This window comes from Chryseobacterium sp. TQ-BC-N36 (assembly GCF_058382295.1).
Genome location: NZ_CM178175.1, coordinates 4,289,655 through 4,315,955, shown reverse-complemented (window position 1 = coordinate 4,315,955; position 26,301 = coordinate 4,289,655). Strand labels below are relative to the sequence as shown.

Genomic DNA, 26,301 nt, shown 5'->3' with positions numbered 1-26,301 from the left:
ACGTATTATCATGGACGAGTACATTGGAATTGTAAAATTATTTGCAGGAAATTTCGCACCCAGAGGCTGGATGTTTTGCGATGGAAGCTTAATCAGTATTTCCAGAAATTCTGCCTTATTCTCTATTTTAGGAACCACTTATGGTGGAGACGGTATCACGACTTTCGCTTTACCCAACTTAAAAGGACGTATGGCTTTAGGGGCAGGAAATGTCAATTCCGGAGAAAATTATCCTTTGGGAATAGTTTCCGGTACTACACAAAATACTCTTTTATCATCAAATCTTCCAAGTATAGGTGCCGGGTTTCAGCTTAAAGTAGCCAATAAGAATGCCAATTCATCTACTCCTACTGCCACCTCAACCATTGCTATTTCAGGAACACAAGTGGGAAGAGATTTCAACGCGGTACCAAGTTTTGTAAATGATGCCAACCCTGATACAACCATTAATCCTCTAAGTATTTCTTATATCGGGCAGAATATCCCGGTAAATAATATGCCGCCTTATCTTGGCTTAAATTATATCATTTGTGTTGAAGGCATTTATCCACCAAGGGATTAATATTCATACTATAACCTAACATTTAAAACAAACATCATGAAAAGCACTACTTTTTTAACCATCTGTAGTCTGCTCATTTCAATTTTCTCATTCGGGCAGACCAGTACAGAATTATTTGAAACGGAATCGAACGGGAGTACAAGCTTCACCGATAATGGAGTCATTTTCAATATCATTTCACATGTAAGTGTCTTTGACATTCAGGCGAATTTTCCGGGAACAGGCTGGAGCGGAACAGCGAATGATAACCGGTACATTGATAATTCCAATGACTCTCAGTTTCCGCCATCATTTAGTATTAAAACTACATCTAATTTATTTAAGGTAAACAGGTTCTGGATGTTCCTGTCATCGTTAAACCTGGATCTGAATGTGGCCGGGACTCTTACAGTAACCGGAAAGCTAAGTGGTGTAACAAAATTTACACAAACCAAAACTACAGGATTTGCAACAGGTTTAGGTACCACAAATGGATATACACTGATTGATCTTACCAACTTAAACGGGCAAAATTATTCAAACATTGTAATTGATGAGCTGCAGATCACTGCAAACGGAGCCTTCCGTTACGTAGGTTTAGATGCTTTTACCTGGGTAAAAGACAGCAATCTTGTATTAGGTACATCAGAAGCTAAAAGCACTCAAAAAAACATGACTGTCTATCCCAATCCAACCAACGGGCCTCTTTCTATCACGACTGAAAAAGCCAGCGAAGCTAAAGTATATAACCTCGATGGTAAACTGCTGAAAACGGTACAAACTCAGAAAGGGAATAATGAAATCAATATTTCAGAGCTTCCAAAAGGAGTTTATATTATCAAAACAGCAACAGAATCTACCAAAGTTATTAAAAACTAAAAACCATGAAATTGCACATAAGTTCCATGTTCCCTTAAAGATTCTAATTCATAAATGGCAAATCCCTTTCAATAAAGGGATTTTGTCATTTTTTCAAAGCTAAAATATATTTGTCTATATAAAGCTGTTTTTCTTTTGATTTATACTGCTGAATATATCTTGGATGTTCCAGAACGGTCATAGTATCAAACAATTTTGCTTCTTTGTTTAATTTTGAAATAAAATCTGCATTCTTTTTACCCAGAATAAAAACTTCTGAGGTGTCCAGATTAAGATTGATATGCTTCTTCAGAGATTCGATCATAAAATCTTTTACTGAATTGAATAATTCTTTATCATCATAATAATTGGTATTAAGCCAGCCGGTTTTTGTTTTTCTCACGATAGCCAGCGGAAACGGAGAATTGATATAAACCTCTCTGTAAAACAGGTCTGCACCACCATATTCTTCAATCATATCATACATAAACACAGAAGAAATTTCATGAGTATGGGCGGATTCCATTTTTATTCCGCAGACGTTTTCCAACCTTTTTGTATCAGTAAATGGAATCCCTGTTACCCCTGCTCCATGTCGGCTGGGGTTAATTCCAATCATAAATTTTCTCCGGGATGAATCATCATAGTACTTTTGATAAAATTTCTGCATAACCGTCAATGTTTCGGGATTATCCAAATAGGGATTCAGAACTTCAAATCCTTCAGGAAGAGTTCCTGTATATCTAAGACTTTTATTAAACTCAATGATATGGTCTGCAAAAGTTGTGTTCATGAAATCACTATTTTAAAGCGCTTATTAATGTATGAAAAATAGCCAGAACCCAGGAGTAACTCATATAAATTATTATCAGAAGGAGTTGTATCGCCCTATTTTGGCTTTCATTTTTCGCTGTTAATTTATATTTATTTTTTTATTATATTCGTTTTCAACAAAATAGGATTTTCATTCTATCAAAAACTTTTAACCCATGATCGGAATTATCATTGAGCTTATCATTTCATGGCTTCTCCTTAAATTCATAGCAAAAAGGGATCTCTCTGTTTTAGGATTTAAGCCCAACTCAACAAGACTCATGTACTGGAGCATTGGTTTTCTTTTGGCTGCTGGGATTTGTACTCTGTACCATATTCTGACAACTGCATTCATCAATAACACCTTGATACTGAACAAGCAACTAACATTTTCGGCAGCATTAATGAACTCATGGTGGGTTCTGAAATCTGTATTATTTGAAGAATTGCTTTTCAGAGGTGCTTTGCTTTATCTTGCTATTGAAAAATGGGGAAGTACTAAAGCGTGTCTTTTTTCTGCTGCCTGCTTCGGTATCTATCACTGGTTTTCTTATAATGCTTTCGGAAATCCTTTTCAGATGGCAATTATTTTTGTAATGACTGCTATATTTGGATGGATGCTAGCTCTGTCTTTTGCTAAAACAAAATCGCTATACCTTCCTATAGGTCTCCACCTGGGTTGGAATTTGTTTAATATTATCATCTTCTCAAATGGACCGCTAGGCAGGCAGCTCTTTGTGAAAGCTAATGAAAGCCATCTGGAAGGCATTCCTTCACTGCTTGTTTTCTTGTTCCAGATATTTGCTTTACCTCTTTTGTTATATGGATATTTCAAACTTAAATCCCGAAAATAAAATAGAAAACGTTTTTTACAGATACTCTTAATATTCTAAAGGCTTATAGTTTTTAAAAGTCTTATAAAAATCTTCATCATTTCCTTTGAATGGTTTTTCTTCTACAACTCTGAATTTTCCGTCACCTCCTTTCTCTTCTACCACTATTTTATCAGAAACATCTACTCTGGCAAACTCTTCCAGAGCGTCTTTCTTGATTGTAAGAAATACCGTTGTGGTAGAGCCTGTCAAAATTAAAGAATTGATACAGTGTAATTTTTCATTGTAAGTTAAGTTCGGATAGGATTCAGAATTTTTAATGTGTATGAAATCTTTATTATCAGGATCATAAACAAATAATGTCATCACGATATTCCCTCCTCTTCCGGCGATAGCACTTTGATAGGTTATATCATTAAACCCATCATTATTAAAATCACTGATCTGAACATCTAAGCCTGTTACTCCATCTTTATCAAACTTAAAACTGTTTGTAAGTCTCCAGATGTCAATATCTGTTTTTTCACCTTTTATCCACTTTTTTTCCGATTTATAAAACTTAATTGACACAAATACATCGCCATTACCTGTATGTCTGAACTTCTCAAACTCAACTTTAGTTTTTCTTTTTTCTCCAGCATTCAAGCTATCTACAAATTTTTCTTCAGAAAAATAGCCGTCTTTATCTCGCTTAGGATTTCCCGAACAGGACAAAAAGAGTAAAAATAAAAAAGCACAAAAGACAATAGTGATTTTTAAAGATTTCATGATTTTTTTGAATTTATTAAAATATCAATACAATTAAAGCTGGATGGAATTTTTATTATCTGTTACCCTTGACAAGGGTCATGAAAAAGCCCCTCTAATGTAAAACTAAAAGGGCTATAAATTTATATTTTATTTTGAATTAAATCAATCCGAACTGTTGGAAATGATGAGTAAAATGCTTTCTGTGCATCAATTCCCACATTTCTTTATTCAGCTTTCCAAATACATAGTTCATGTGTTCTGCCTGTGGATTTTCTTTGTAGTAGATTACAAATTTCTTCAGATTATCCATGAAAGAGATTTTTGCCGCTTCCAGGTTCTTGTGGGTAGGTTCCGGAAGGGAGCCGTCTTTTGGTAAGAAGGGAGCCGTAAATTCTTTTGGCATTGCTCTGTGATTGTATAGAGAGTCCTGCCATTTTTCAAGGTTTTCTTCAGGAGTGAAACATTTTTCAGCCTCAGGTTCTCCAAAACTCACCAGCACTGCTTTCTCTAAATGTTCAATCATCTGCTGTGGGGACATTTTACCCCATTGTGGAGAAGTGCTTTCTGTCAATCCATTAAGCATTTTCTGAATATTTTTCACATTCAGATCAATGAAAGGAGATTGCTTGGCTACCAATGTCAGGATTGTTGCCACACAAACCACCTCATCTCTCTGGTTGACTACTTCCACCAGCCATTTTACAACGCCGGAAGGAATATTTCTTCCTTTTACCCCTCTGTTGATTTTCTCTTTTGCCGTTAAATAAACAGTAATGGTATCTCCTGCATATACCGGTTTGAAGAAGCTGCAGTCTTCCAATCCGTAATTGGCAATGACAGGTCCTTTTTTACCGGAAACAAATAGTCCTGCTGCTGCTGAAAGAATGAAATATCCGTGAGCTACGGTTTTATCAAAGATAGTACCTGTTAAGCTTGTAGCATCTGTATGCGCGTAGAAGTGATCCCATGAAACATTGGAGAAATTGACGATATCTGCCTCCGTAACGGTTCTTCCTGCGGTTTCTAAAGAGTCTCCCACTTCCACTTCTTCAAAATATTTCTGGAAAGGATGTTTGTCTGAGAATTTTTTCTCTGCTCCCTGCTGATAGATTTTGGTAATTGCTTTCAATACATCTGGTGATCCCTGAATAGCTGTTTTCTGCAGGAAGAAATGAAGACCGCTCAATCCACCCATTTCCTCGCCACCACCTGCTCTACCAGGACCTCCATGCATTAATGTTGGAAGTGGCGAACCGTGGCCTGTACTTTCCTTGGCATTATCTCTGTTCAGTACAAAGATTCTTCCATGCTGGGAAGCCATTTTCCATGAAGTTTCGGCAATAAAGTTCTCATCATGGGAAATGATAGATCCTACTAAACTTCCTTTTCCTCTTTTTGCCAGTGCAGCTGCTTCTTCAGCATCTTTATATGGCATTAATGTAGATACAGGACCGAAAGCTTCTACGTCATGAGATATATTTTTTTCGAAAGGCTTGTCGTTCAGAAATAGTTTCGGACTCATGAATGCTCCATTTTCATAGTTGGCATCTACCAGTTCATGTTTTCCGTCATAGACAAGTTCGGTTTCTGATTTTAATAGGTTTACTTTTCTCAGAACTTCTTCATATTGCTGCCTTCCCACCAAAGAACCCATTTTGGTTTCCCTGCTTAACGGGTTTCCGATTTTTGTCTGATCCAAAGCTTTAGACAAAGCATTCTGAACATCACCAATTAAGTGCTCAGGAACGATGATTCTTCTGATTGCAGTACATTTCTGTCCTGCTTTTGTAGTCATTTCGTTACGAACTTCTTTGATGAATAGATCGAATTCCGGAGTTCCCGGCTTTGCTTCCAATCCAAGAATAGAACAGTTCAGGGAATCTGCTTCCATATTGAAACGAACCGCATTTCCTGCAATAGAAGGAAGTGATTTTAATTTTCTACCTGTATGGGCAGAACCTGTGAACAATACAGAATCTCCATCCTGTACATAATCTAAGATATTTCCAGGCTCTCCGCACACTAACTGAACAGCTCCTTCAGGCAATACTCCACTTTCAATCATATCCTGAAATACAGCATTGGTAAGGTAAGATCCGAAAGGAGATGGTTTTACAATAGAAGGTACCCCTGCCAATAAAGATGTGGACAGTTTTTCCAACATTCCCCAAACCGGAAAGTTATACGCATTGATTTGTACAGAAACTCCTTCACTAGGTGTTAGAATATGGGTTCCCAAGAAAGTTCCGTTAGCAGAAATCTTCTGAGTGTCTCCATCTACCCAAAATGAAGTATTGGGAAGCATTCTTTTTGCCAGTCCGGAGTAAGTAAAGAATGTTCCGAAACCTCCTTCAATATCCACCCATGAATCCACGTGGGTAGCTCCTGTTTTGTATGATAATTCGTAGTATTTTTTCTTTCTTTCCAACAGGTAAAGTGCCACTTTTTTCAGCATTTCCCCACGGTCGTAGAAAGTCATTGAAGAAAGGTTTTTATATCCTACGGTTCTTCCGTAGTCAAGAGCCTGTTCAAAATTAAGCCCTTCTGTATCGGAAACAGCTACCTGTTCTCCTGTAACGGCATTGTACAAAGGGACTCCGTTTCCGGTACCTTCTACCCATTGTCCGTAGATATAGTTTTTTAACTTTTCCATAAAATATTTACTTTATCAATGCAGCAGTGTAACAGTTTATCAATAATTGTTTGCTATGGATTTATTGTTACATTTTCACATTGGTATATTATTACATTTATTTTTTTATTTCGGTTCCTGATAAGGAAACATTTTCACCAGTCCTTCATATAAACTTCTGTGAAGAATGGTTGCGTGATTGTCTGTTTCCATCATTTTATATTCCAATGTCCAGTTTTTCTTTCCTGCTTTTTTCAAAACATCGTAGAAAGCCTCAGCATCTTTTACCATCACCGGATGTTCTCCTTTTCCTACAGACACGTAAACAAATTTTTTCGTATCCGGAGATTTTGAAAGTAATTGAGGCGCCTCTTTTAAAAGACTTTCGTCATCCCACCATAAGCTTGGACTGATGATAAAATAGTTATTGAACATTTCCGGTTTTTTCAAAAGGATTTCTGTTGCCAGAAGCCCTCCTAAAGATTGCCCGAACAAATATTTGTCCGTAGTTTTGAACTGACTTTCCACATAAGGTTTTAATTCTTTTTCCATGAATGTAATAAACTTATCTGAATGTCCTGTTGTAGGATAATCTTTCTGCAGGTCTTTTAAATCTGTATGAAAGGTAAAATCCCTTTTTCGGTCTACATTAGCAACTCCCACCACAATGGTTTCCGGCATGGAATACATCTGATTAAAGAATTGTACTAATCCTGTCACGTGAATAAAGTCTTCATTCATACTTCCGTCTAACAAATAGATCACAGGGTACGATTTTGTTTTATCATATCCTTGTGGAAGGTAAATATTCAACGTTCTGTCTTCATTTAACATTTTAGACTTAAGCGTCCTCACTTCTCCTATGGTAAGCGGTTTTGTAGTAACTGTCTGGGCTGACACCACACTATTCATCGCCAACATCATGCTGCATACAAGTGCAATTTTTTTAATCATATTTATTTTTTGTTAAACCTAACGGGTTTTAAAAACCCGTTAGGTTTGATTATTAGCAATTATTCAAAATTTAAAAAGTCATATTCAATAGCAGACTGATGATAATTTCTAAAAACTTCTACCGAATCAAAATACTGCATGATTTCCTTTCTATTCAATTTACTTTCTTTTTCAGGATTTAAATATGAATTGTACGAAGAATTCTTCCATTGATCAATTTTATTTACAAACCCGTGATTAACCGGATTATTATGGATATAATGGAGAACTTTCAATAAATATTTCTCATCTGATATTTTCTTTCGTTTTACCGCATTCAGAAAAAGAGCTCCTTTTCTATTATATTTTTTGTTGTAAGCTTTAGCATAAGCATTCAATAAATTACCAAAATGCTTCATTAAAAACTGATGCTCATTTTCACTATTCACATCATCAAAATTCTTAAATCTTAATAACAGATGAAAATGATTAGGTAACAGACAGTAAGCATAAATATCAGCGACCAGCAGAATATATTTCTCTATCTTTTCCAGAAAAAATTGATAATTTGATGGTTCACGAAAAATAATTTCAGTCCCATTTACATGAGAGAAAATGTGATATGTACCTTCAAATTCAAAATTTTCTGTATTAATCATTCTTTTTAAATCTGATATTTAATTTAAATCCAACGGGTTTTAAAAACCCGTTGGGTTTGATTATCTGCAATTATTCAAAATAAGTTATACTTTTATTTTATATCATCCCAGATACTGTAATCAACAACTTTAGTTGGGGTCTGCTGAACATATTCCGTAAACGGCTCACAAGGCAGGATAGCTTCTTTCCCTTCTCTCGCCAATTCCTGATATAATTTCGTTCCTTCTGTTTTCCAATGAATCATTTCATCGGAAACATCGCGGATAATTTTGGCAGGGCTTCCTACAACCAGTTTTCTTGGTTCACATCTGAAATTCGCCGGTACAAAAGCCAATGCCCCAACAATACTTTCGTCACCGATATAGGCTTTGTCCATTACCACGGAATTCATTCCGATCAGACAGTTTTTCCCAATGTGTCCTGAGTGAATGATAGCTCCGTGTCCGATATGTGCAGATTCTTCCAATATGGTTTCTATATTCGGGAAAACATGCAGGGTACAGTTTTCCTGTACATTGGCTCCGTCTTTAATGATAATTTTTCCCCAGTCTCCACGGATTACCGCATTGGGACCAATATATACTTCTTCACCAATTTCCACATTCCCGATAATGACTGCCTGCGGATGAATGTAAGCAGATGACTTTATAATGGGACGAATCCCGTGGTATGAATAGATGTTCATAGAATTTTAATTTAATATACCAATTTAGCAATATAACAGTCTAGCAATAGATTCAATATTGTTACCATTGATAACTGTTATATTGTTACATTATTTAAAAAGCTATACTTTTTCAATGACCATTGCATATCCCTGTCCCACACCGATACAAAGGGTACACAATGCATATTTTTTGTCCTGTTTCTGAAGCTCCATGGCAGCAGAACCTACAATTCTTGCTCCGGAAACGCCCAGTGGATGGCCGATTGCAATGGCACCTCCGTTCGGATTTATTCTTGCGTCATCATCTTTCAAACCTAAGCTTCTGGTTACAGCCAGTGCCTGTGCTGCAAATGCTTCATTCAGTTCGATGATATCCATATCTTCAAGCGAAAGGTTTAATCTTTTTAATAGCTTTTGAGTAGCTTCTACCGGTCCGATTCCCATAATTCTTGGTTCAACACCTGCTACAGAAGATCCCAGAATTTTTGCTTTTGGTTTCAATCCATATTTTTTAACCGCTTCTTCGCTTGCTAAAATCAAAGCAGCTGCTCCGTCATTCATTCCGGAAGCGTTTCCTGCGGTTACTGTTCCTTCTTTTCTGAAAGCCGGACGAAGTTTAGCCAGACCTTCCATGGATGAAGAAGGTTTAATAAATTCATCTTTTTCGAAAACGACAGGATCTCCTTTTCTCTGCGGAATTTCAACTTTTACAATTTCTTCTGCCAGTCTTCCGCTTTCCTGAGCTCTTGTCGCTTTCTGCTGAGACCAAAGGGCAAATTTATCCTGATCTTCTCTGTTGATCTGGTGAATATCTGCTAAATTTTCGGCAGTTTCCCCCATTCCGTCAACGCCGTATAATTCTTTCATTTTAGGGTTGATAAAACGCCATCCGAAAGTCGTATCAAACATCTGGCTGTCTCTTCCGAAAGCAGCACTTGGTTTTGACATTACATAAGGAGAACGCGTCATATGTTCTACCCCTCCGGCAATATAAATTTCTCCTTCTCCTGCAGCTATGGAACGGAAAGCGTTTGCCACGGCGGACATTCCTGAAGCACACAGCCTGTTTACAGTTTCTCCACCGATTTTATACGGAAGACCAGCCAGTAAAAGCCCCATTCTTGCAACGTTTCTATTATCTTCACCAGCCTGATTGGCACAACCGAAAATAACATCTTCAATTTCCTCAACAGGAACTTCAGGATTTCTTCCCACTACTTCTTTGATCACAATAGCAGCCAGATCATCGGCTCTTACTTCTGATAATCCTCCCTGTAATTTTGAGATGGGAGTTCTGACATAGTCTATGATGTATACGTTGTTCATAAATATTTTAATGTAATAATCTAGTAATGTAACAGTGTAACAATACCAGATTTATTTGTTTTTATTTCTTAGTTCTAAAGCCTGTTTTAAAGTATAAGGTTCATATTTAAAGTCTGGTCCGAACATTCTTTTGGCATTTTCTTCAATGGTAGAATCGAAACCTGCTTCTTTTCTTCTTTTATTAACATTTTTGAGATCTTGTACCGGCCATACAAAATTGACAAAGACCTGTTTTCCATCTTTATCTTTTGTCATTTCACCTTTTCCCTGTGTTCCATAGATCTGTTCTTTGTCTTGCTGCATCAGGTATCTGTCCTCCATCATAGCAACCCAGGTGAAAGGAATTTCCTTCTTTTTTCCGGCTTCTTTAATGAGAGGCAGATATTTTCCAATTTTTGTTGAATGCTGGATGACATACCAGGCCGCCTGATTGGTAGGTTCTCCTACCAGTGTTTTTCCAGGATAGCCATATTGAGCAATAATATTCTCAATTTTTTGCATATTCAGACTATCATGTTCCGCCACTAGCTGCCAGCTTTTCTTTTTAAATTCTTCTTTGTCAATATTCAGATCTTTCAACAGCTGCTCCTTTTTCCCGGGAGTGATCTCAGTATCAAAAAGCATTCTGTATCCCTGATCTACCTTCATGATATCATCAAGTTCTTTTTTTAACACTTCGTTCACTTTCTGCTGAGCGTTGATCAAAAGGGTTGAAATCCCGAAAAGTAATACAAATATTTTTTTCATTCTGTTTGATCTGATGTCTGGATTAGTTTTATAAGTCGGTTACTTTTTTGCCGATTTTATAGACTGTTCCTACAAATTTTGCAATCAGTTCCTGATTTTGATTGGTAATCTGAATGTCATACACTGCTGTTTTCCTTGTATCGTTCACCAAAACACTTTCTGCCCTGAAAACATCTCCTTCTCTCCCTGCTTTGGTAAAATTAATGATACAGTTCAAGGCTACAGCCGCATCTCCGGTATTGTTGGAAGAAAATGCCAGCGCAGAGTCTGCAAATGCAAAGGTAACACCGCCATGAACTGTTTTAAGCCCATTCAGCATATCCTTTTTGATAGGCATTTCTATTAAACAGTAATTTTCTTTTACTTCAATCATCTTGATATTCATCCATTGGGAAAAATAATCCTGATTGAACATATAATCTGCTACTTGTCTTGGATTCATTTCTATTAATTATATGTTTGTTATGTCTTCATACAGCTCATCGGATAGCCTGTCGTAAACATTCATTGTTTTACCCAGAATGATCTGCCCGTATGAAAGATTTTCTGAGTCCGATGAATTTTCAGAGGGATAGGATGCGTTTAAATCAATTCCATTTTCATTAGCCAATCTTTTGATCAGTTCTTTATATTTTTCATTAAACTTTCCCAGCAACTCAAGTCTTTCCTGCTCATCAACAGAGGAGGCTTCCTGAGTTAAATACTGTTTCTCAATTAGAAGCCTGGTTTCCAGCTCAGCCCTGAATTCATCTATATTCATTTTTTAATGTAATAATTTAACAATGTATCAGTGCACCAATGCTTACAAAATAATGGTATACTGATACATTGGTACATTTTTTATAATTTACGGAGCAGTGGGCTTTGTCTGTATCTTTCTTCCTGATATTCTTCGTAAAGATTCTGAAGGGTTTCGGAGATTTTTGCATACCCGATTTCTTTACCCCAGCTTAATAAACCTTTTGGATAGTTGACGCCTTTCTGCATGGCCAGCTCAATATCTTCGTCATTGGCTACTCCTAATCTTTTCGCTTCAACCACTTCATTGATCAACATCGAAATGATTCTTAAAAAAATCTGCTGGTATAAAGCATCGTCTTTCAGAGCAACAGGTTTTTCTGCTCCTTCACTGTAATCGTAGAAACCTTTTCCTGTTTTCCTGCCATGAAGTTTTGCTTCAGACATTCTTTGCTGCAATAAAGATGGTTTGTATTTCGGATCGTAGAAATAGTCTTTGTAAACAGTAGTTGTTACGGCAAAGTTTACATCTACCCCGATGAGATCCATCAATTCGAAAGGTCCCATTTTGAAGTTTCCTAAAGTTTTCATGGCATCATCTACCTGTTCCGGTGTTGCGATGTTTTCTTCAACAATCCTCAAGCCTTCCCCATAATAAGGTCTGGCAATTCTGTTGACGATGAATCCGGGAATATCTTTGGCAATAACAGGGGTTTTCCCCCATTCTTTCATGAGGTTGTATATTTTTTCTGCTAATGTTTTTTCTGTTAATAGGGATGGAATAACTTCCACTAAAGGCATCAATGGAGCCGGATTGAAAAAGTGGATTCCGATGAAACGCTCCGGCTTCTTTAGTTCTGCACCAAGCGAGGTGATAGAGATAGATGAGGTATTGGAACTAAGAATACAGCTTTCTGAAACGTAATTTTCGAGCTCTGTAAACACTTTGGTTTTGATCTCTTTGTTTTCGATAATGGCTTCAATGATCAGCTCACAATCTTTGAAATCCTTCAATTCTGTAGCAATGGAAATATTAGCTAAAATTTCAGTCATTTTCTCCGCCGAAATTTTTTGTTTATCCACCAATTTAGTCAGTGTTTTTTCAAGACCTACCGTTGCCGATTCTACTTGTTTTGCGTTGGCGTCATACACCCATACTTTGCATCCGTTCGTTGCGGCTACCTGTGCAATGCCGATTCCCATTGTTCCGGCACCGATAATTCCAATATTTTTCATTTTGTACAATGTAAAATGTACAATGTAAAAAGTATTATCGGTGTACATGGTACATTTTACTTTCTACATTGTACAATCTTTTTATTTTCCTTTATAATTAGGTTTTCTTTTTTGTAAAAAGGCATTTACTCCTTCAATGAAGTCTTCTGTTTCTGCAGCTTCCTGCTGAAGATCTCCTTCCAGTTCAAGCTGTTCTTTCAATGTATTGTTATAAGAATTGGCAAATGCTTTTTTCGTAAGCTTAATGGCTGCTGTCGGCATGTTCGCCATTCTTTCAAGAATTTCCATAGATTTTGGAACGAATTCTTCTTCACCGAAAACTTCTGCTACAAGACCATAAGCTTTAGATTCTTCTGCAGATAATTTTTTACCTGTGAATGCTAAATAATTAGCTAACTGTCGCCCCAATAGTTTTGGTAAGAAATACGTTCCTCCTGTATCAGGAATCAAGCCGATATTTGAAAATGCCTGAGCAAAATATGCTTTCTCGTTAGCTAAAACGAAGTCAGAGATCAAAGCCAACATAGCCCCAGCTCCTACCGCTGGACCGTTGACTAAAGCAATAACCGGTTTTTTGCAGCGGGTAACTTCCAAAACCAAAGGGTTGTAATAATCTACCACAATTTTTCTGATGATGTCGTGATCATGATGTTCTTTTCCTACCACGAAAGCTTCATCCAGATTCTGTCCTGAGCAGAATGCTCTTCCTCTTCCGGAAATGGCAACACATCTTACCGTTTCGTCTTCGCTGCATTCTTTGACAAAATCCCTAAGATCTGCTAAAGCAGGCTTTGTAAGGGCGTTCATGATTTCCGGTTGATTAAGATAGGCGATTTTAAGCTTTCCGTCAAAATGCGTTTCAATATCGAGTTGTGTATACATAGTTTTTATTATTTTATTATTTAACAACGCACTAATTTAACAATATAAATTCATGTAACCACTTAAGATTTTAACAATCTGGCAATACCATCGTTATGCTGTGCATATTCGTCATTTTATTGATAAAACGGAGATTAATCTATTATTACATTAATGACATTTAAAATAATCAAAAGGCTCCAGGCAGTCTAAACATTGATAAGAGGCCTTACACAATGTAGACCCAAATCTGCTGATCTGCTTGGTATGCTCAGAACCACAGCGTGGACATTTTTTCGGTTTCCCGATGTGATGTTCGTCTGCTCCTTTTTCGGGAGGGGTAATTCCGTAAGCACGGAGTTTTTCTCTCGCTTCATCCGTTAACCAGTCTGTTGTCCAGATCGGAAACATCTTGGTTACCACTTTCGCATCCCATCCGTTTTCTTTCATCATTTTGACAATATCCTCCTCAATGGTAAACATCGCAGGACAGGCAGAATAAGTAGGTGTAATGATCACTTCACAGGTATTTTCACCTGTAACCTGTGCCTCTCTTACAATTCCTAATTCCACAATATCAATGACCGGAATTTCCGGATCGGGAATTGTTTTTAATAAATCTAAAAGCTGATTCATATCTTATTTTTTATCAGAATCAAGAATTGCTTTCATTGCATTCTGATAATCCAAATTATCTGTTATGCCGTTGTGATACTGATCTTTTAATACAATCAGACGATCACCTTTTTTAAAGTTATTTTTAAGTTGTAAAGAGGCTTTATAGTTAATAACCTCATCTTTATCACCGTGAAAAATAACGACTGGTGACTGAACGGTTTTTAAATATTCACAAGTCTCAAAATTATATTTCAGTAAAAACTTCGGAAGGAATGAAAATTTCTGATTCATTTCATCTTTCATACTGTAATACGGTGCCTGTAAAATCAATAATCCTGCATTATGCATGGAAGCTAATTTTGCAGCTAATCCTGTTCCTACAGAATATCCTAAAATAATAATCTTATTCTCAGGATATCTTTTCAAAAGCTCTTTATAAGCAGTATCAACATCCGAAAAAAGCTGGTCTTTACTGCTAATTTTATCTTCACTTTTTCCATAGCCTCTGTAATCAAGTATAAACGTATCATAGTTCATACCTTGATATAATGGAGCTACTGCTCCCCAATCTTTAACTGACCCTCCATTTCCATGAAGATAAAAGATGACTCCTTTTGGGTTTTGTGCTTTAAATAATACAGCATTTAAATTCTTATTATCTTTTGTTCTGATCGTTACTTCTTCAAAATCATTATCAAATTTAAATTTGTAATTTTCCGGTAGTTTTTCCGGATAAAAAATAATTTTCTCCTGATAGAAATAAAGCCCAATACATAATATCACATATACCGCAAGGAAAAAAGCCAATATTCCCAGAAGCAATTTCTTCATGACTTTTTACCACGTACATCCAGGATATGCTCTCTGCATATACTGAAGCTCACAAAGGATATATCCGAAATACTCTGTATGGTATCCTGTTCTGGATTTTGGCTGCATGAAAGGATTTGATGGATATTCCAACCCGAAATCTGCAAAATCTTTCTTTGTAATAACAAGAAATTCTTCATAAAGGGCATCTGTATCCGGAGCAATATTTAAAGCAACCAGATCACGCTCTCCTTCTGTTTTCGCAAAAAGGCCTTTCGTATATTCCCAGATATTTTCAACAGCTTTTACCAAACGGGATTTACTTTCTTCTGTTCCCTGAGCAAAAATTTTCATCCAGGAAGCAGCATGAGTATAGTGATATCTTACTTCTTTTAATGACTTTTGAGCAATAGCTGCCAATTCTTCATTAGCAGAATTTGATAAAGCCTCATACATCAGTTTCTGATACACTGCAAAAACGTAAACTTTCAGAATCGTCTGAGCATAATCTTCATTGGGAAGTTCTGTCCAGTGTGCGTTCAGATATTCATGTTCATATCTTAAAAATGCAATATCGTCTTCACTTTTCCCGTTATCGATCACTCTTGAAGCGTAAACGTAAAAGTTATTCGCCTGCCCAAGTTCGTCCAGCGCAATATTCGTTAATGCAATATCTTCTTCCAAGTAAGGACCTTCACCGCACCATGCAGACAAACGCTGTCCCATAATGAAACTGTCGTCTGCTAGTTTTAATAAATAATTATATAATGGGTTCATTGTTTAGTAGATTTCAGATTTCAGATGCTAGATTTCAGATTGACAAAAAAGTCCAGTATCTGAGATCTCACATCTTGAAGTCTTTATTAATTACATATTTTTTACATCGTTGGGAATCTCGTAGAAAGTTGGATGACGGTATAGTTTGTCATCAGCCGGATCAAAGAAAGCTTCTTTATCCACTCCTTCAGAAGTCACGATGTATTTACTTGGAACTACCCAAACAGAAGTTCCTTCTTTTCTTCTTGTATAAACGTCTCTGGCATTCTGCAAAGCCATTTCTGCTGTTGGTGCCTGCACAACTCCTACGTGTTTGTGGGATAATCCCGGTTTAGTCTGAATAAACACTTCCCACATATCTAAATTTGCCATAGTCAAATTAATTTAACAATGTATCAATGTACCAGTTTAACAATGAGATGCTTCGACAGGCTCAGCATGACAATGATTGTTACATTTCTACATTGGTATATTGTTACATTATTATATTACTTCTTTTTGTTGTTTTTCTGCAAATGCGATCGCTGCTTCTTTTACCCAGGCATTTTCTCTCTGCGCTTTTCGTTTCGTTTCGATACGCTTTTTATTGCAGGGGCCGTTTCCTTTTAAGATTTCCATGAATTCATCCCAGGGAAGTTCTCCGAAATCGTAATGCTGTCTTTCTTCATTCCATTTCAGATCTTTGTCTGGAATCGTCAGCCCTAAGAATTCAGCCTGAGAGACCGTAACATCAATAAATCTCTGACGAAGACTGTCGTTACTTTCTCTTTTTACTCTGTAATTCATAGAGATTTTAGAGTTTGGCGAGCTGTCATCATTAGGTCCGAACATCATTAGAGCCGGCCACCAGAAACGGTTTAATGAAGCCTGAGCCATTTCTTTCTGCTGTTTCGTTCCACGGCAAAGTGCCATCAGGATTTCATATCCCTGTCTCTGGTGGAAAGATTCTTCTTTACAGATTTTCACCATCGCTCTTGAATAAGGACCGTAAGAATTCCCCATCAGCATTACCTGGTTCATGATAGCGGCACCGTCTACCAGCCAGCCTATAGCTCCGATATCGGCCCAGCTTAAGGTAGGATAGTTGAAGATACTTGAATATTTTGCTTTTCCTTCCAACATATCGTCGTAAGTAGCATCTCTGTCAGCCCTGATGCTTCCGTCTCCTAAAGTTTCAGTGGCGGAATAAAGGTATAAACCATGTCCTGCTTCATCCTGAACTTTTGCCAAAAGAGCCATTTTTCTTCTCAATGAAGGAGCTCTGGAAATCCAGTTGGCTTCCGGCAGCATTCCTACGATTTCAGAATGGGCGTGCTGTGAAATCTGACGAACCAATAGTTTCCTGTAATCATCAGGCATTACATCTTTTGGTTCTACTTTATTTTCTTCGTGAACGTATTGAACAAATTTTTCTAAGTCCATAATTTTTTCAATTTAACAATGTATTAATCTAGCAATGTACCAATGATTGTTGTATTGGTAAATTGTTATATTGTTACATTAATTTTTAAACATCATAATTAAGCATCACCACATTGGTTGTCGGGTGACATTGGCAGGTAAGAACGTAGCCTCTCGCTACTTCTTCTTCGGTAAGCGCATAGTTTTTCTCCATGAAAACTTCTCCTTCCAAAACTTCCGCTTTACACGTACAGCAAACCCCTCCTTTACATGCAAAAGGCACAGGCAGATTGTCTTTCAATGCTTTATCTAAGATACTCTCTTTTTTGGAATTAAGGTGGAACGAATATTCATCATCATCAATGATTACGGTCACCATACTTTCAATATTGGCAATGGCCTTGAATTCATCGCTCATCTCCTCGGTATTCTCTTCATCAGGAGCCGTGAAATATTCAAATAACACCTGAATAGCAGGAACTTTTTTATCTTTCTTCAGGTAATCTGCAATACCTTTGATCATTTCTGCAGGTCCACAAATGAAGTATGTCGATTCTTTGACATCAATATCCGGATATCTCTCAAACAGCAGATCTAATTTTTCAGGAGAAATTCTTCCCTCAAAAATGGGATCTTCATGTTTTTCACGGCTTACTAAATAAATAACTTTCAGTCTTCCTTTAAAAGTCTCCACCAGCTTATCAATTTCAGCTTTTTTCATTACATGATTCATGCTTCTGTTGCTATAGAACAAATAAGCATTTGAATTGGGTTCCTGATAAAGGCTTTCTTTGATATTGGATAGCACAGGAGAAATTCCGCTTCCTGCAGCCAAACCGATATAAGTTTTCACGTTACTTGGATGATAAGAGGTATTGAAACCACCCATTGGAGGCATTACTTCCAGCATTTCATCCATATGAAGATGCTCATTGAAATATCCTGAAACTTTTCCGTTTTCCAATAATTTAACCAATACTTCCAGTGTATTGCTTTTTTCACTTGGAGCATTACAGATAGAATAAGAACGTCTTTCCTCATTTCCATTGATCATCATTCGGAAATTCAGATATTGTCCCTGTTTGAATCTGAACTTATCTTTCAGCTCTTCAGGAATTTCTACCGCTACATTTACCGCATCGGGAGTGTCTTTCTGAACTTTAACTGTTTTAAGTTTATAAAATGAATTCATTATTTTTTGAGTATTCTATTAATTTTTCCACCTTCGCACTTTGGCAAACTGTCCTGGGCATGAACTTTTACTTTTGTAGTGATCCCTACCCGTTTTTTTATCTCGTTTTCTATGTTTTTTCCGAAGTTCCCGACAAAATTAAAATAATCATCGGTATTCGCTTCTATTTTCTGAGACTTTACCATCTCATCATCTATTTCTACGTCAATATCCAACGCAATGCACATATGCTCTTTCTCCACCGGTGTCAGATAGTAATTGGGAACCACCCCCTTTACGTAAGAGAAAGCATCTTCAATCTGACTTGGATATACATTCACTCCTCTTACTATCAGCATATCATCAGCTCTGCCAACAATAGGTTTCATTTTCACCATTGTCCTTTTAGCATTTTCATCATAGTAAAGGCTTGTAATGTCATTGGTCCAGTACCGTAAAAGCGGCATTGCTTTTTTCGTTAAAGTGGTAATTACCAAAACACCTTCTTCTCCGAAAGGAACAGGCTGCTTAGTGATCGGATCTAAAATTTCAGGATAAAAATGATCTTCCCATATATAAGCTCCTCCTTTTTCTTCAAAATCCTCCATAGAAACTCCTGGTCCGATAATTTCACTTAATCCGTAAATATTGGTAGCATGAACTCCCAATCTTTCTTCAATATGACCTCTGATGATTTCGGTCCATGGCTCTGAACCTAAAACCGCATATTTAAGGCTGATTTCATCTGCTGATATTCCTCTCTTAGCAAATTCATCTGCAATTGTTAAAGCATATGACGGAGAACAGCAAATCACTTCCGGCTTAAAATCCACAATCAGATCTACCTGCCTTGCCGTCATTCCCCCTGAAATAGGAAGAACACTCATTCCCAGCATTTCTGCTCCGTAGTGAAGGCCTAATCCTCCGGTAAAGATTCCGTAGCCATATGCATTATGCAGCTGCATTCCAGGTCTCGCTCCTGCAGCATGTAAAGATCTTGCCACTACTTCACTGAAAAGATCCACATCTTCTTTTGTATATCCTACTACCGTTGGTTTTCCCGTGGTACCGCTTGAGCAGTGAATACGCTGAAGCTCGCTTTTAGGGACTGTAAATAATCCGAACGGATAGTTATCTCTTAAATCCTGTTTGTAAGTAATGGGAAGTTTCGTGATATCCTCAATCGACCTTATATTCTGTGGAGATATTTGCAATTCATCAAATTTCTTTTTATAAAATTCCGACTTCTCTCCCAAATAGCTGATCAGGCTGATCAACCGGTCGGATTGAAGCTGTCTCAACTGACCCAGCTCCAGATATTCAACTGAAAAATCCATAAAACTAACTAACATTTGTTAGGTGTAAATTTAAAAAGATTTTGGTAGCTGGCAAAATTTTTATGACTTTTGTCATATTTTGAATGATTCTAAATAACAAGATAAAAGCTCAATGCTTTTTCTTGTAAAAAGTATAATGTAAAATGTATTAATGATTCTTCTTGTCAAAGGCCTATGAATGTTGGTTTCCTAACAATCCGAAAAGGATTTTCTCTCTGATTTCTTCGGTAATTTCATCCGTGGAATCACTGCTTCTTTTGAACCAGAAATAAGAATTATTTAAGGTATGGAGGATAAATCTTGTAGTAAATGATGGTGATTTGAGCTCCCAGCCTTCGGCTTTGTAGATCTCGGAAATCAGTTCTTCTACCTCCTGCTGGTAGTTTTTTCTTAATTCTACAAATTCTGGAAGCCTTTCTTCAAGATGCTTCCACTCATTAGAATAAATATGAGTAACATCGCGGTTTTTAAGAACGACAGAAAGATGCCTGTCCAGAAATAAATTCAACTTTTCCTTTGGAGCAATATCTGTATTTTTTACTTCCTGAAGCTCATCAAAAAACTCCTGAGCAATGCCGAAACAGATCCATTCCAAAATTTCTTCCTTTGAACGGATATGCGCATACAGTGATGCCGCCTTGATATTGAGTTTCGTAGCAAGATCTCTTACTGAGCTTCCCATATATCCTTTCTCTTTAAAAAGCTCAACTGCTACATCTAGTATTTTTCTCTGTTTTTCTTTTAGTTCCATCTGGTAAAATGCAAAAGTAATTATTATGATTTAAACTGTCCATTTTTTTGAGGCTAAAAAGAAAAGATCATTTTTATTCTGATCCGGTTTCGCCATTTTACTAACTGCTTTACAAGGATATGACTATTTGTTCATGAGTTATAAAGAAATAATTGCGAAATCGGAAATTTTGTCAAGTTAAATTTCCGTTAAAAATGCAAAATCCGGAAATTTTGTCTGTATTTTTTGTAAATTTAATAATTGAACAGTTTTTGCGATACAGTCATCGAATTAAATGATTAAATAATTGATGGCATTAAGAAACTGAGCCTCAGAATTTGGTTTCTTGATGTTTTTAAAAACTGAACTTTGAACGAATCATTACCAAAAATATATAAAATATGAACTTAAACCAATATACTGTAAAATCACAGGAAGCCATCCAGGCAGCACAACAGGTTGCAATGGAATTTGGCAACCAAAGCATCGAGCCGCAGCATCTTCTTGAAGGAATTTTTCAGGTAGATGAAAATATTTCGCCTTTCTTATTAAAAAAATCTGAAGCAGATGCAACCTTAGTAAGAGAACGCAATCGTGAAAATTTAGAAAAACTTCCAAAAGTACAGGGAGGAAACATTTATCTTTCACAATCAGCCAACAAAGTATTGTTGGATGCCCCCAATATTGCCAAAAAGATGGGTGATGAGTATGTAACGATTGAACATTTATGGCTGGCACTTTTGGAAACCACTTCTGAAGTATCTAAAATGCTGAAGGATATGGGAGTAACCAAAAATCTGCTGGAAGGCGCTATCAAAGAATTAAGAAAAGGAAGCAAAGCGACTTCTGCAAGCTCAGAAGAAACCTATCAGTCCTTAAACAAATATGCTAAAAACTTTAATGAATTAGCCGCAGAGGGCAAACTGGATCCTGTAATCGGACGCGATGAAGAAATCAGAAGGGTTTTACAGATCCTTTCCAGAAGAACAAAAAACAACCCAATTCTTATCGGAGAACCCGGTGTTGGTAAAACAGCGATTGCTGAAGGAATTGCTCATAGAATTATCAGTGGTGACGTTCCTGAAAACCTGATGGACAAAACATTATATTCATTGGATATGGGAGCTTTGATCGCCGGAGCAAAATATAAGGGTGAATTTGAAGAACGTCTGAAATCGGTTGTGAACGAAGTCATCAAATCAGATGGTCAGATTATTCTTTTCATCGACGAGATTCACACCTTGGTTGGAGCCGGAGGCGGTGAAGGAGCAATGGATGCTGCCAATATCTTAAAACCTGCTTTGGCAAGAGGAGAATTGAGAGCCATCGGAGCAACAACTTTAAATGAATATCAAAAGTATTTTGAAAAAGACAAAGCGCTGGAAAGACGTTTTCAGAAAGTAATGGTGGAAGAACCGGATACAGAATCTGCTATTTCTATCCTTCGTGGTATCAAAGATAAATACGAGGCCCACCATAAAGTAAGAATTAAAGATGAGGCAATTATTGCTGCTGTGGAAATGTCTCAAAGATATATTTCAGACCGTTTCTTACCGGATAAAGCTATCGACCTTATTGATGAGGCTTCAGCAAAACTGAGAATGGAAATCAATTCCAAGCCTGAAGAACTGGACGTACTGGACAGAAAACTGATGCAGATGGAGATTGAATTGGCCGCTATTTCAAGAGAAGGCAACCAGACCAAGATTGATCACCTTAAAGAAGATATTGCCAAAATATCTGAACAGAGAAACGAGATCAACGCCAAATGGCTGAAAGAAAAACAGAAAAGTGAAGATCTTACCCAGATCAAAAAAGATATTGAGTCTCTGAAATTGGAAGCTGAAAGAGCTTCCAGAGCCGGAGATTATGCCAAAGTAGCGGAGATCCAGTACGGAAAACTTCGTGAAAAGGAAGAAGAGCTCAGCAAGGTGGAGCTGGAAATGCAGAATCATCAGAACGAACTGATCAAAGAAGAGGTAACTGCAGAAAATATCTCTGAGGTTATTGCAAAATGGACGGGTATTCCGGTAACTAAATTGCTACAGTCTGAAAGAGATAAACTATTACATCTGGAAACCGAGCTGCACCACAGAGTGGTAGGACAGGACGAAGCGATCCAGGCCGTTGCAGATGCAATCAGAAGAAACAGGGCCGGATTAAGTGATGATAAAAAACCAATCGGATCTTTCTTATTCCTGGGAACAACAGGGGTTGGTAAAACTGAGCTGGCAAAAGCATTGGCTGAATTCTTATTTGATGATGAAAACAATATGACCAGAATTGATATGAGTGAATATCAGGAACGTCACAGTGTTTCCAGATTGGTAGGAGCGCCTCCGGGATATGTAGGATATGATGAAGGCGGACAGTTGACCGAAGCAGTAAGAAGAAGACCTTATTCCGTTGTGCTTTTGGACGAGATCGAAAAAGCACACCCTGATGTTTTCAACACTCTGCTTCAGGTTTTGGATGACGGGCGTCTGACTGACAATAAAGGACGTGTGGTTAATTTCAAGAATTCAATTATTATAATGACCTCGAATTTAGGCTCGCACCTGATTCAGGAAAATTTTGAAAACCTTACGGAGGAAAATCAGGATGAAATTGTGGATAAAACAAAAGAAGAAGTCTTTGATCTTTTGAAACAGACCCTTCGTCCGGAATTTCTGAACAGGATTGATGAAATTGTACTGTTCCAGCCTTTAAGAAAAAAAGAAATCGGAAAAATCGTTCAGTACCAGCTGAGAGGATTTAATGAAATGCTGGCGAAACGTAACATCATTATGACCTTCACCCAGGATGCAGTAGATTACCTGATGGACAAAGGTTATGATCCTGCTTTCGGAGCAAGACCATTAAAAAGGGTAATCCAGCAGGAAGTATTAAATAAATTATCTAAAGAGATTCTTGCAGGAAAAGTAAATGACGGAGACAGAATCACCCTGGATTATTTTGTAGAAACAGGATTGGTTTTCAGACCTACTGAACAATAAAATAGTTTTTTTCATATACATTATTTTTGTGAATAAGTGCTGTAGAGTAATCTGCAGCACTTATTTTTTATATTGTCATTCATGCAAAATTTCTATAAGCTTTTGCTAATATATACAATCCGTAAAATCCCGGTAAAAATAACAGTATAATTCCCTGTTCACCAATACTTATTCTACCATATTTTTTCCGAGATTTGCATATTAATTGAGTTTTATCCGTAAACCACTAAGTTATGAATACAGAATCAAACAACCCATTACAACCTGGAATAATGTCAAACAGTCTTATCCAGACTCTGATCGACAATTACCGTCAAAATCATCTAACAGCTATTAATACTGCTTTAGGAATGCAAGATGCTCATTCTATCTGGTTTGACCTTCCAAAATTAAAAAATTTCATTGCAAAGATTGAAGAAGAAGCAGCCAAAGTAAATCCAGCAGCATCTGCAGAAGATTTAGGAATCAGATTTTATTATTCCGCCTATCCGAAGCAAGAAAACTGGTCTATCATGCAATCACATCCTGTCCCAACAGAATATGCTGAAAAACATACATTAGTACTAATCCCAACATTGAAAAGAGCCAATGAAACAGGAGAGCTTATTGATTATGATTTCAATCCTTTTCAAAATACCGAAGGAAAATCTTTAGCGTTAAATGCACGCAATGGAAAAGGATTGGGAGATGATGATGACGACACTGGTCTTGGAGAAAATTTGGGAACATTGATCCCACCTGGAAATTCTATTTCGGAAACTTACTAATCTTCATTTTAAAGCATTCATATTAAACCAATGACTGAATTCCAAAAGTTTTTTTTACAAATCATGTACACCGGTGAAGGAATTGCAGCCTTAACATCCATCATTTATTTTAACCGTGTAAAAAAACAATATTGGAAATATTTCGCATTATATCTTATCACTATTTTTCTATGCGAATCTGCTGTAAAATGGGGTGAGAAACCTCTTCACATTAATAGAGTACTGTTTTACAATTACTTTGTAATGCCCTTACAATTTATCTTCTTTTATTGGTTGTATGCAAAAAAATCATTAAAAAAAACAAAACTGTTTTATACATTTTCTGCCACACATCTTCTATCATATATCCCCAGCCTTTTATTCTTTCCGGATAATAAGATTGTTTTTTCTTTTAATTATACTTTCGGCTGTTTATTTTTAATGATTCTTGTTATCATGGAATATTATAAGCAGGTAAATTCATCGGAGATTTTAAAATTCAGCACCAATAAGATGTTTTATATTAATTTAGGTGTCACACTTTTTTATATAGGAACTCTTCCTTTCATGACTTTCATGTCTCTCCTATGGCAGTATAGAAATATTTGGGATTTATATTTTGCTTATTTTCAGGTTTCAGGAGCTGTGATGTATATTTTATTTGCAAGTTCATTCATATGGGGAAAACAGAGCTCTTAATAACTATTATTTCATTCAACATCTTTTTTTTGATGTTTGTAATCGCCGTAATTATTTATATACGGAATTACAGACAGCGCAAAAAAGAATACCTGAACGAGATCGAGATGAAAAATGAACTTCATCAGAGAGAGCTTCTGGCTACCCAATTGGAAATCCAGCAGGCCACTATGCAGCAGATCGGCCGGGAACTGCATGATAATATTGGCCAAAAACTTACTCTTGTGAGTCTGTATGTTCAGCAGATGCTTTATGAAAATAAAGTCCCGGAAGCGAGCGAAAGAATAGATCAGGTTTCCCAGATCATCAATCAGTCTCTGCAGGATCTCCGCAGCCTTTCAAAAACTCTGACAGATGACAATATCAACCAAAAGGAAATTGTAACTTTGATACAGGAAGAAGTAGACAATACCAATTCCTTTAAGAAGTGTACCGTCAGTTTTGAACACAACTTTAAGCAGCTGGATTTAGGATTTGTTCATAAAAATATGCTGCTCAGAATTACACAGGAGTTCATTCAGAACAGTATAAAACACGCCCGCTGTAAAAATATTTTTATCACCCTGAATACCTCTGAGGATATCCTTTGGGAACTCGATATCCGTGATGACGGAATCGGGTTTGATACTTCACAGATCAAATCCAACGGAATAGGTCTTACCAATATGAAAAACAGGGCTGAAATCATAGGAGCCAGTTTTTGTATGGAAAGCCATGAAAATAGAGGAACCCAACTTAATATTACCTTAAAAAAACAGTCATGAAAAAAACTATTGTAATCGTTGACGACCATATACTTATTGCAAAAGCCCTGGAAGGTATTATCGGTAATTTCAGTGAATTTGAAGTGATCTATGTCTGTGAAAACGGAAAAGATCTCATCGAAAAATTTGAAGGCGGCCACCCCATTCCGGATATCATTCTTTTGGACATCAGTATGCCGATTATGGACGGTTTTGAAACTGCAGCCTGGCTTACAAAAAATCATCCTGATATTAAAATTATGGCTCTCAGCATGCAGGGAGATGATAACAGCGTGATTAAGATGATTAAAAGCGGGGCAAAAGGCTATCTTTTAAAAAACACTCATCCAAGAGATCTGGAAACGGCTCTTACCCGACTGAATAGTGACGGTTTCTTTTATCCGGACTGGGCATCCAAAATTATTTTTACCAATCTTAATAAAGAAACAGAATCTGAAATCACAGTAAAAATTTCTGACAGAGAAAAAGAGTTCCTGAAATATACTGTGACCGAACTCAGTTATAAAGAAATTGCAGACAGAATGTGCTGCAGTCCGAGAACAGTGGAAAGCTACCGCGATCAGCTCTGTGAAAAACTGGATCTGAAAACCCGTGTTGGCCTGGCAGTTTTCGCTATTAAAAACGGATTTGCAAATTAAGTTTTATCATAAAAAAATT

27 protein-coding genes are annotated in these 26,301 nt (G+C 36.9%); 7 read left to right on the top strand and 20 right to left on the bottom strand.

From position 1 onward, the window contains the following. Window positions 1-10: 10 nt before the first annotated feature. Both AC3FI7_RS19425 and AC3FI7_RS19420 read left to right on the top strand, forming a co-directional pair. Window positions 11-562: a phage tail protein gene (locus AC3FI7_RS19425; RefSeq protein WP_142726113.1), complete on the top strand. Its 552-nt coding sequence runs from the start codon at window positions 11-13 to the stop codon at window positions 560-562. A 36-nt stretch (window positions 563-598) separates the two neighbouring features. Then, window positions 599-1,420 (top strand): T9SS type A sorting domain-containing protein, encoded by an 822-nt coding sequence (locus AC3FI7_RS19420; RefSeq protein WP_142726114.1) that lies wholly within the window; start codon window positions 599-601, stop codon window positions 1,418-1,420. An 85-nt stretch (window positions 1,421-1,505) separates the two neighbouring features. Here the strand turns inward: AC3FI7_RS19420 and AC3FI7_RS19415 are convergent, their stop codons facing one another. Further along, window positions 1,506-2,192: an SMUG2 DNA glycosylase family protein gene (locus AC3FI7_RS19415; RefSeq protein ID WP_491460723.1), complete on the bottom strand. Its 687-nt coding sequence runs from the start codon at window positions 2,190-2,192 to the stop codon at window positions 1,506-1,508. 196 nt (window positions 2,193-2,388) lie between these two features. On the opposite strand from AC3FI7_RS19415, the gene AC3FI7_RS19410 reads away from it, so the two are divergent. Beyond that, window positions 2,389-3,066, top strand: coding sequence for a CPBP family intramembrane glutamic endopeptidase (locus AC3FI7_RS19410; RefSeq protein ID WP_491460722.1), 678 nt, complete (start codon window positions 2,389-2,391; stop codon window positions 3,064-3,066). A gap of 27 nt (window positions 3,067-3,093) precedes the next feature. Here AC3FI7_RS19410 and AC3FI7_RS19405 read toward each other — a convergent pair whose 3' ends face one another. From AC3FI7_RS19405 to AC3FI7_RS19315, 19 genes are all read right to left on the bottom strand, one after another. Beyond that, window positions 3,094-3,813, bottom strand: a complete 720-nt coding sequence (locus AC3FI7_RS19405) for an XAC2610-related protein (protein WP_142726117.1) — start codon at window positions 3,811-3,813, stop codon at window positions 3,094-3,096. A gap of 139 nt (window positions 3,814-3,952) precedes the next feature. Then, window positions 3,953-6,448 carry a phenylacetic acid degradation bifunctional protein PaaZ gene (paaZ, locus tag AC3FI7_RS19400; RefSeq protein WP_491460721.1) on the bottom strand — a complete coding sequence of 832 codons (2,496 nt, stop codon included), beginning with the start codon at window positions 6,446-6,448 and terminating at the stop codon, window positions 3,953-3,955. Window positions 6,449-6,553: 105 nt separating this feature from the next. After that, window positions 6,554-7,381: an alpha/beta hydrolase gene (locus AC3FI7_RS19395; RefSeq protein ID WP_491460720.1), complete on the bottom strand. Its 828-nt coding sequence runs from the start codon at window positions 7,379-7,381 to the stop codon at window positions 6,554-6,556. Between the two features lie 59 nt (window positions 7,382-7,440). Next, window positions 7,441-8,019: a transposase gene (locus AC3FI7_RS19390; protein WP_491460719.1), complete on the bottom strand. Its 579-nt coding sequence runs from the start codon at window positions 8,017-8,019 to the stop codon at window positions 7,441-7,443. A gap of 92 nt (window positions 8,020-8,111) precedes the next feature. Continuing rightward, complete coding sequence (locus AC3FI7_RS19385) at window positions 8,112-8,705, bottom strand: acyltransferase (RefSeq protein ID WP_491460718.1); 594 nt, start codon at window positions 8,703-8,705, stop codon at window positions 8,112-8,114. A gap of 102 nt (window positions 8,706-8,807) precedes the next feature. Continuing rightward, window positions 8,808-10,013 (bottom strand): 3-oxoadipyl-CoA thiolase, encoded by a 1,206-nt coding sequence (gene pcaF, locus AC3FI7_RS19380; RefSeq protein ID WP_142726121.1) that lies wholly within the window; start codon window positions 10,011-10,013, stop codon window positions 8,808-8,810. Window positions 10,014-10,064: 51 nt separating this feature from the next. Beyond that, complete coding sequence (locus tag AC3FI7_RS19375) at window positions 10,065-10,760, bottom strand: DUF6624 domain-containing protein (RefSeq protein ID WP_291905188.1); 696 nt, start codon at window positions 10,758-10,760, stop codon at window positions 10,065-10,067. Between the two features lie 28 nt (window positions 10,761-10,788). Beyond that, window positions 10,789-11,202, bottom strand: a complete 414-nt coding sequence (locus AC3FI7_RS19370; RefSeq protein WP_291905190.1) for a PaaI family thioesterase — start codon at window positions 11,200-11,202, stop codon at window positions 10,789-10,791. A gap of 9 nt (window positions 11,203-11,211) precedes the next feature. Next, complete coding sequence (locus AC3FI7_RS19365) at window positions 11,212-11,520, bottom strand: hypothetical protein (protein ID WP_142726124.1); 309 nt, start codon at window positions 11,518-11,520, stop codon at window positions 11,212-11,214. Window positions 11,521-11,600: 80 nt separating this feature from the next. Next, window positions 11,601-12,734: a 3-hydroxyacyl-CoA dehydrogenase NAD-binding domain-containing protein gene (locus AC3FI7_RS19360; protein WP_491460717.1), complete on the bottom strand. Its 1,134-nt coding sequence runs from the start codon at window positions 12,732-12,734 to the stop codon at window positions 11,601-11,603. A gap of 81 nt (window positions 12,735-12,815) precedes the next feature. Continuing rightward, on the bottom strand, window positions 12,816-13,616 hold the full coding sequence (locus AC3FI7_RS19355; RefSeq protein WP_491460716.1) for an enoyl-CoA hydratase/isomerase family protein: 801 nt from the start codon (window positions 13,614-13,616) through the stop codon (window positions 12,816-12,818). A 150-nt stretch (window positions 13,617-13,766) separates the two neighbouring features. Continuing rightward, window positions 13,767-14,231 carry a 1,2-phenylacetyl-CoA epoxidase subunit PaaD gene (paaD, locus tag AC3FI7_RS19350; protein ID WP_291905204.1) on the bottom strand — a complete coding sequence of 155 codons (465 nt, stop codon included), beginning with the start codon at window positions 14,229-14,231 and terminating at the stop codon, window positions 13,767-13,769. Window positions 14,232-14,234: 3 nt separating this feature from the next. Beyond that, a complete protein-coding gene (locus AC3FI7_RS19345; RefSeq protein ID WP_491460715.1) occupies window positions 14,235-15,044 on the bottom strand; it encodes an alpha/beta hydrolase in 810 nt (269 codons plus the stop codon). Window positions 15,045-15,050: 6 nt separating this feature from the next. Next, window positions 15,051-15,800 carry a 1,2-phenylacetyl-CoA epoxidase subunit PaaC gene (gene paaC, locus AC3FI7_RS19340; RefSeq protein ID WP_291905206.1) on the bottom strand — a complete coding sequence of 250 codons (750 nt, stop codon included), beginning with the start codon at window positions 15,798-15,800 and terminating at the stop codon, window positions 15,051-15,053. Between the two features lie 90 nt (window positions 15,801-15,890). Further along, window positions 15,891-16,172 (bottom strand): 1,2-phenylacetyl-CoA epoxidase subunit PaaB, encoded by a 282-nt coding sequence (gene paaB, locus AC3FI7_RS19335; RefSeq protein WP_027373980.1) that lies wholly within the window; start codon window positions 16,170-16,172, stop codon window positions 15,891-15,893. Between the two features lie 111 nt (window positions 16,173-16,283). Further along, window positions 16,284-17,222 carry a 1,2-phenylacetyl-CoA epoxidase subunit PaaA gene (gene paaA, locus AC3FI7_RS19330; RefSeq protein WP_142726130.1) on the bottom strand — a complete coding sequence of 313 codons (939 nt, stop codon included), beginning with the start codon at window positions 17,220-17,222 and terminating at the stop codon, window positions 16,284-16,286. 85 nt (window positions 17,223-17,307) lie between these two features. Continuing rightward, on the bottom strand, window positions 17,308-18,393 hold the full coding sequence (locus AC3FI7_RS19325; protein ID WP_142726131.1) for a 2Fe-2S iron-sulfur cluster-binding protein: 1,086 nt from the start codon (window positions 18,391-18,393) through the stop codon (window positions 17,308-17,310). Continuing rightward, window positions 18,393-19,709 (bottom strand): phenylacetate--CoA ligase family protein, encoded by a 1,317-nt coding sequence (locus AC3FI7_RS19320; RefSeq protein WP_142726132.1) that lies wholly within the window; start codon window positions 19,707-19,709, stop codon window positions 18,393-18,395. Before AC3FI7_RS19320 ends, AC3FI7_RS19325 begins: the two co-directional genes overlap by 1 nt. A 172-nt stretch (window positions 19,710-19,881) precedes the next feature. Next, the gene (locus AC3FI7_RS19315) at window positions 19,882-20,460 is read right to left on the bottom strand and encodes a TetR/AcrR family transcriptional regulator (RefSeq protein WP_142726133.1); all 579 of its coding nucleotides are present in this window, start codon (window positions 20,458-20,460) and stop codon (window positions 19,882-19,884) included. Between the two features lie 380 nt (window positions 20,461-20,840). On the opposite strand from AC3FI7_RS19315, the gene clpB reads away from it, so the two are divergent. From clpB to AC3FI7_RS19295, 4 genes are all read left to right on the top strand, one after another. Further along, the gene (clpB, locus tag AC3FI7_RS19310) at window positions 20,841-23,435 is read left to right on the top strand and encodes an ATP-dependent chaperone ClpB (protein WP_142726134.1); all 2,595 of its coding nucleotides are present in this window, start codon (window positions 20,841-20,843) and stop codon (window positions 23,433-23,435) included. A 233-nt stretch (window positions 23,436-23,668) separates the two neighbouring features. Continuing rightward, complete coding sequence (locus AC3FI7_RS19305; protein ID WP_142726135.1) at window positions 23,669-24,202, top strand: hypothetical protein; 534 nt, start codon at window positions 23,669-23,671, stop codon at window positions 24,200-24,202. A 710-nt stretch (window positions 24,203-24,912) separates the two neighbouring features. Continuing rightward, complete coding sequence (locus AC3FI7_RS19300; RefSeq protein WP_491462102.1) at window positions 24,913-25,644, top strand: sensor histidine kinase; 732 nt, start codon at window positions 24,913-24,915, stop codon at window positions 25,642-25,644. Beyond that, window positions 25,641-26,282 carry a response regulator transcription factor gene (locus tag AC3FI7_RS19295; RefSeq protein ID WP_142726138.1) on the top strand — a complete coding sequence of 214 codons (642 nt, stop codon included), beginning with the start codon at window positions 25,641-25,643 and terminating at the stop codon, window positions 26,280-26,282. Before AC3FI7_RS19300 ends, AC3FI7_RS19295 begins: the two co-directional genes overlap by 4 nt. Window positions 26,283-26,301 lie beyond the last annotated feature (19 nt).

Coding starts and splice junctions, on each gene's coding strand:
- AC3FI7_RS19375 (WP_291905188.1), bottom strand. CDS start 10,760: ATGAAAAAAATATTTGTATTACTTTTCGGGATTTCAACCCTTTTGATC.
- AC3FI7_RS19315 (WP_142726133.1), bottom strand. CDS start 20,460: ATGGAACTAAAAGAAAAACAGAGAAAAATACTAGATGTAGCAGTTGAG.
- paaD (WP_291905204.1), bottom strand. CDS start 14,231: ATGAATCAGCTTTTAGATTTATTAAAAACAATTCCCGATCCGGAAATT.
- AC3FI7_RS19320 (WP_142726132.1), bottom strand. CDS start 19,709: ATGGATTTTTCAGTTGAATATCTGGAGCTGGGTCAGTTGAGACAGCTT.
- AC3FI7_RS19410 (WP_491460722.1), top strand. CDS start 2,389: ATGATCGGAATTATCATTGAGCTTATCATTTCATGGCTTCTCCTTAAA.
- AC3FI7_RS19325 (WP_142726131.1), bottom strand. CDS start 18,393: ATGAATTCATTTTATAAACTTAAAACAGTTAAAGTTCAGAAAGACACT.
- AC3FI7_RS19420 (WP_142726114.1), top strand. CDS start 599: ATGAAAAGCACTACTTTTTTAACCATCTGTAGTCTGCTCATTTCAATT.
- paaZ (WP_491460721.1), bottom strand. CDS start 6,448: ATGGAAAAGTTAAAAAACTATATCTACGGACAATGGGTAGAAGGTACC.
- AC3FI7_RS19345 (WP_491460715.1), bottom strand. CDS start 15,044: ATGAAGAAATTGCTTCTGGGAATATTGGCTTTTTTCCTTGCGGTATAT.
- paaC (WP_291905206.1), bottom strand. CDS start 15,800: ATGAACCCATTATATAATTATTTATTAAAACTAGCAGACGACAGTTTC.
- AC3FI7_RS19355 (WP_491460716.1), bottom strand. CDS start 13,616: ATGTATACACAACTCGATATTGAAACGCATTTTGACGGAAAGCTTAAA.
- AC3FI7_RS19390 (WP_491460719.1), bottom strand. CDS start 8,019: ATGATTAATACAGAAAATTTTGAATTTGAAGGTACATATCACATTTTC.
- AC3FI7_RS19405 (WP_142726117.1), bottom strand. CDS start 3,813: ATGAAATCTTTAAAAATCACTATTGTCTTTTGTGCTTTTTTATTTTTA.
- AC3FI7_RS19305 (WP_142726135.1), top strand. CDS start 23,669: ATGAATACAGAATCAAACAACCCATTACAACCTGGAATAATGTCAAAC.
- AC3FI7_RS19360 (WP_491460717.1), bottom strand. CDS start 12,734: ATGAAAAATATTGGAATTATCGGTGCCGGAACAATGGGAATCGGCATT.
- AC3FI7_RS19395 (WP_491460720.1), bottom strand. CDS start 7,381: ATGATTAAAAAAATTGCACTTGTATGCAGCATGATGTTGGCGATGAAT.
- AC3FI7_RS19295 (WP_142726138.1), top strand. CDS start 25,641: ATGAAAAAAACTATTGTAATCGTTGACGACCATATACTTATTGCAAAA.
- AC3FI7_RS19365 (WP_142726124.1), bottom strand. CDS start 11,520: ATGAATATAGATGAATTCAGGGCTGAGCTGGAAACCAGGCTTCTAATT.
- AC3FI7_RS19370 (WP_291905190.1), bottom strand. CDS start 11,202: ATGAATCCAAGACAAGTAGCAGATTATATGTTCAATCAGGATTATTTT.
- paaB (WP_027373980.1), bottom strand. CDS start 16,172: ATGGCAAATTTAGATATGTGGGAAGTGTTTATTCAGACTAAACCGGGA.
- AC3FI7_RS19425 (WP_142726113.1), top strand. CDS start 11: ATGGACGAGTACATTGGAATTGTAAAATTATTTGCAGGAAATTTCGCA.
- AC3FI7_RS19385 (WP_491460718.1), bottom strand. CDS start 8,705: ATGAACATCTATTCATACCACGGGATTCGTCCCATTATAAAGTCATCT.
- clpB (WP_142726134.1), top strand. CDS start 20,841: ATGAACTTAAACCAATATACTGTAAAATCACAGGAAGCCATCCAGGCA.
- paaA (WP_142726130.1), bottom strand. CDS start 17,222: ATGGACTTAGAAAAATTTGTTCAATACGTTCACGAAGAAAATAAAGTA.
- AC3FI7_RS19300 (WP_491462102.1), top strand. CDS start 24,913: ATGTTTGTAATCGCCGTAATTATTTATATACGGAATTACAGACAGCGC.
- AC3FI7_RS19415 (WP_491460723.1), bottom strand. CDS start 2,192: ATGAACACAACTTTTGCAGACCATATCATTGAGTTTAATAAAAGTCTT.
- pcaF (WP_142726121.1), bottom strand. CDS start 10,013: ATGAACAACGTATACATCATAGACTATGTCAGAACTCCCATCTCAAAA.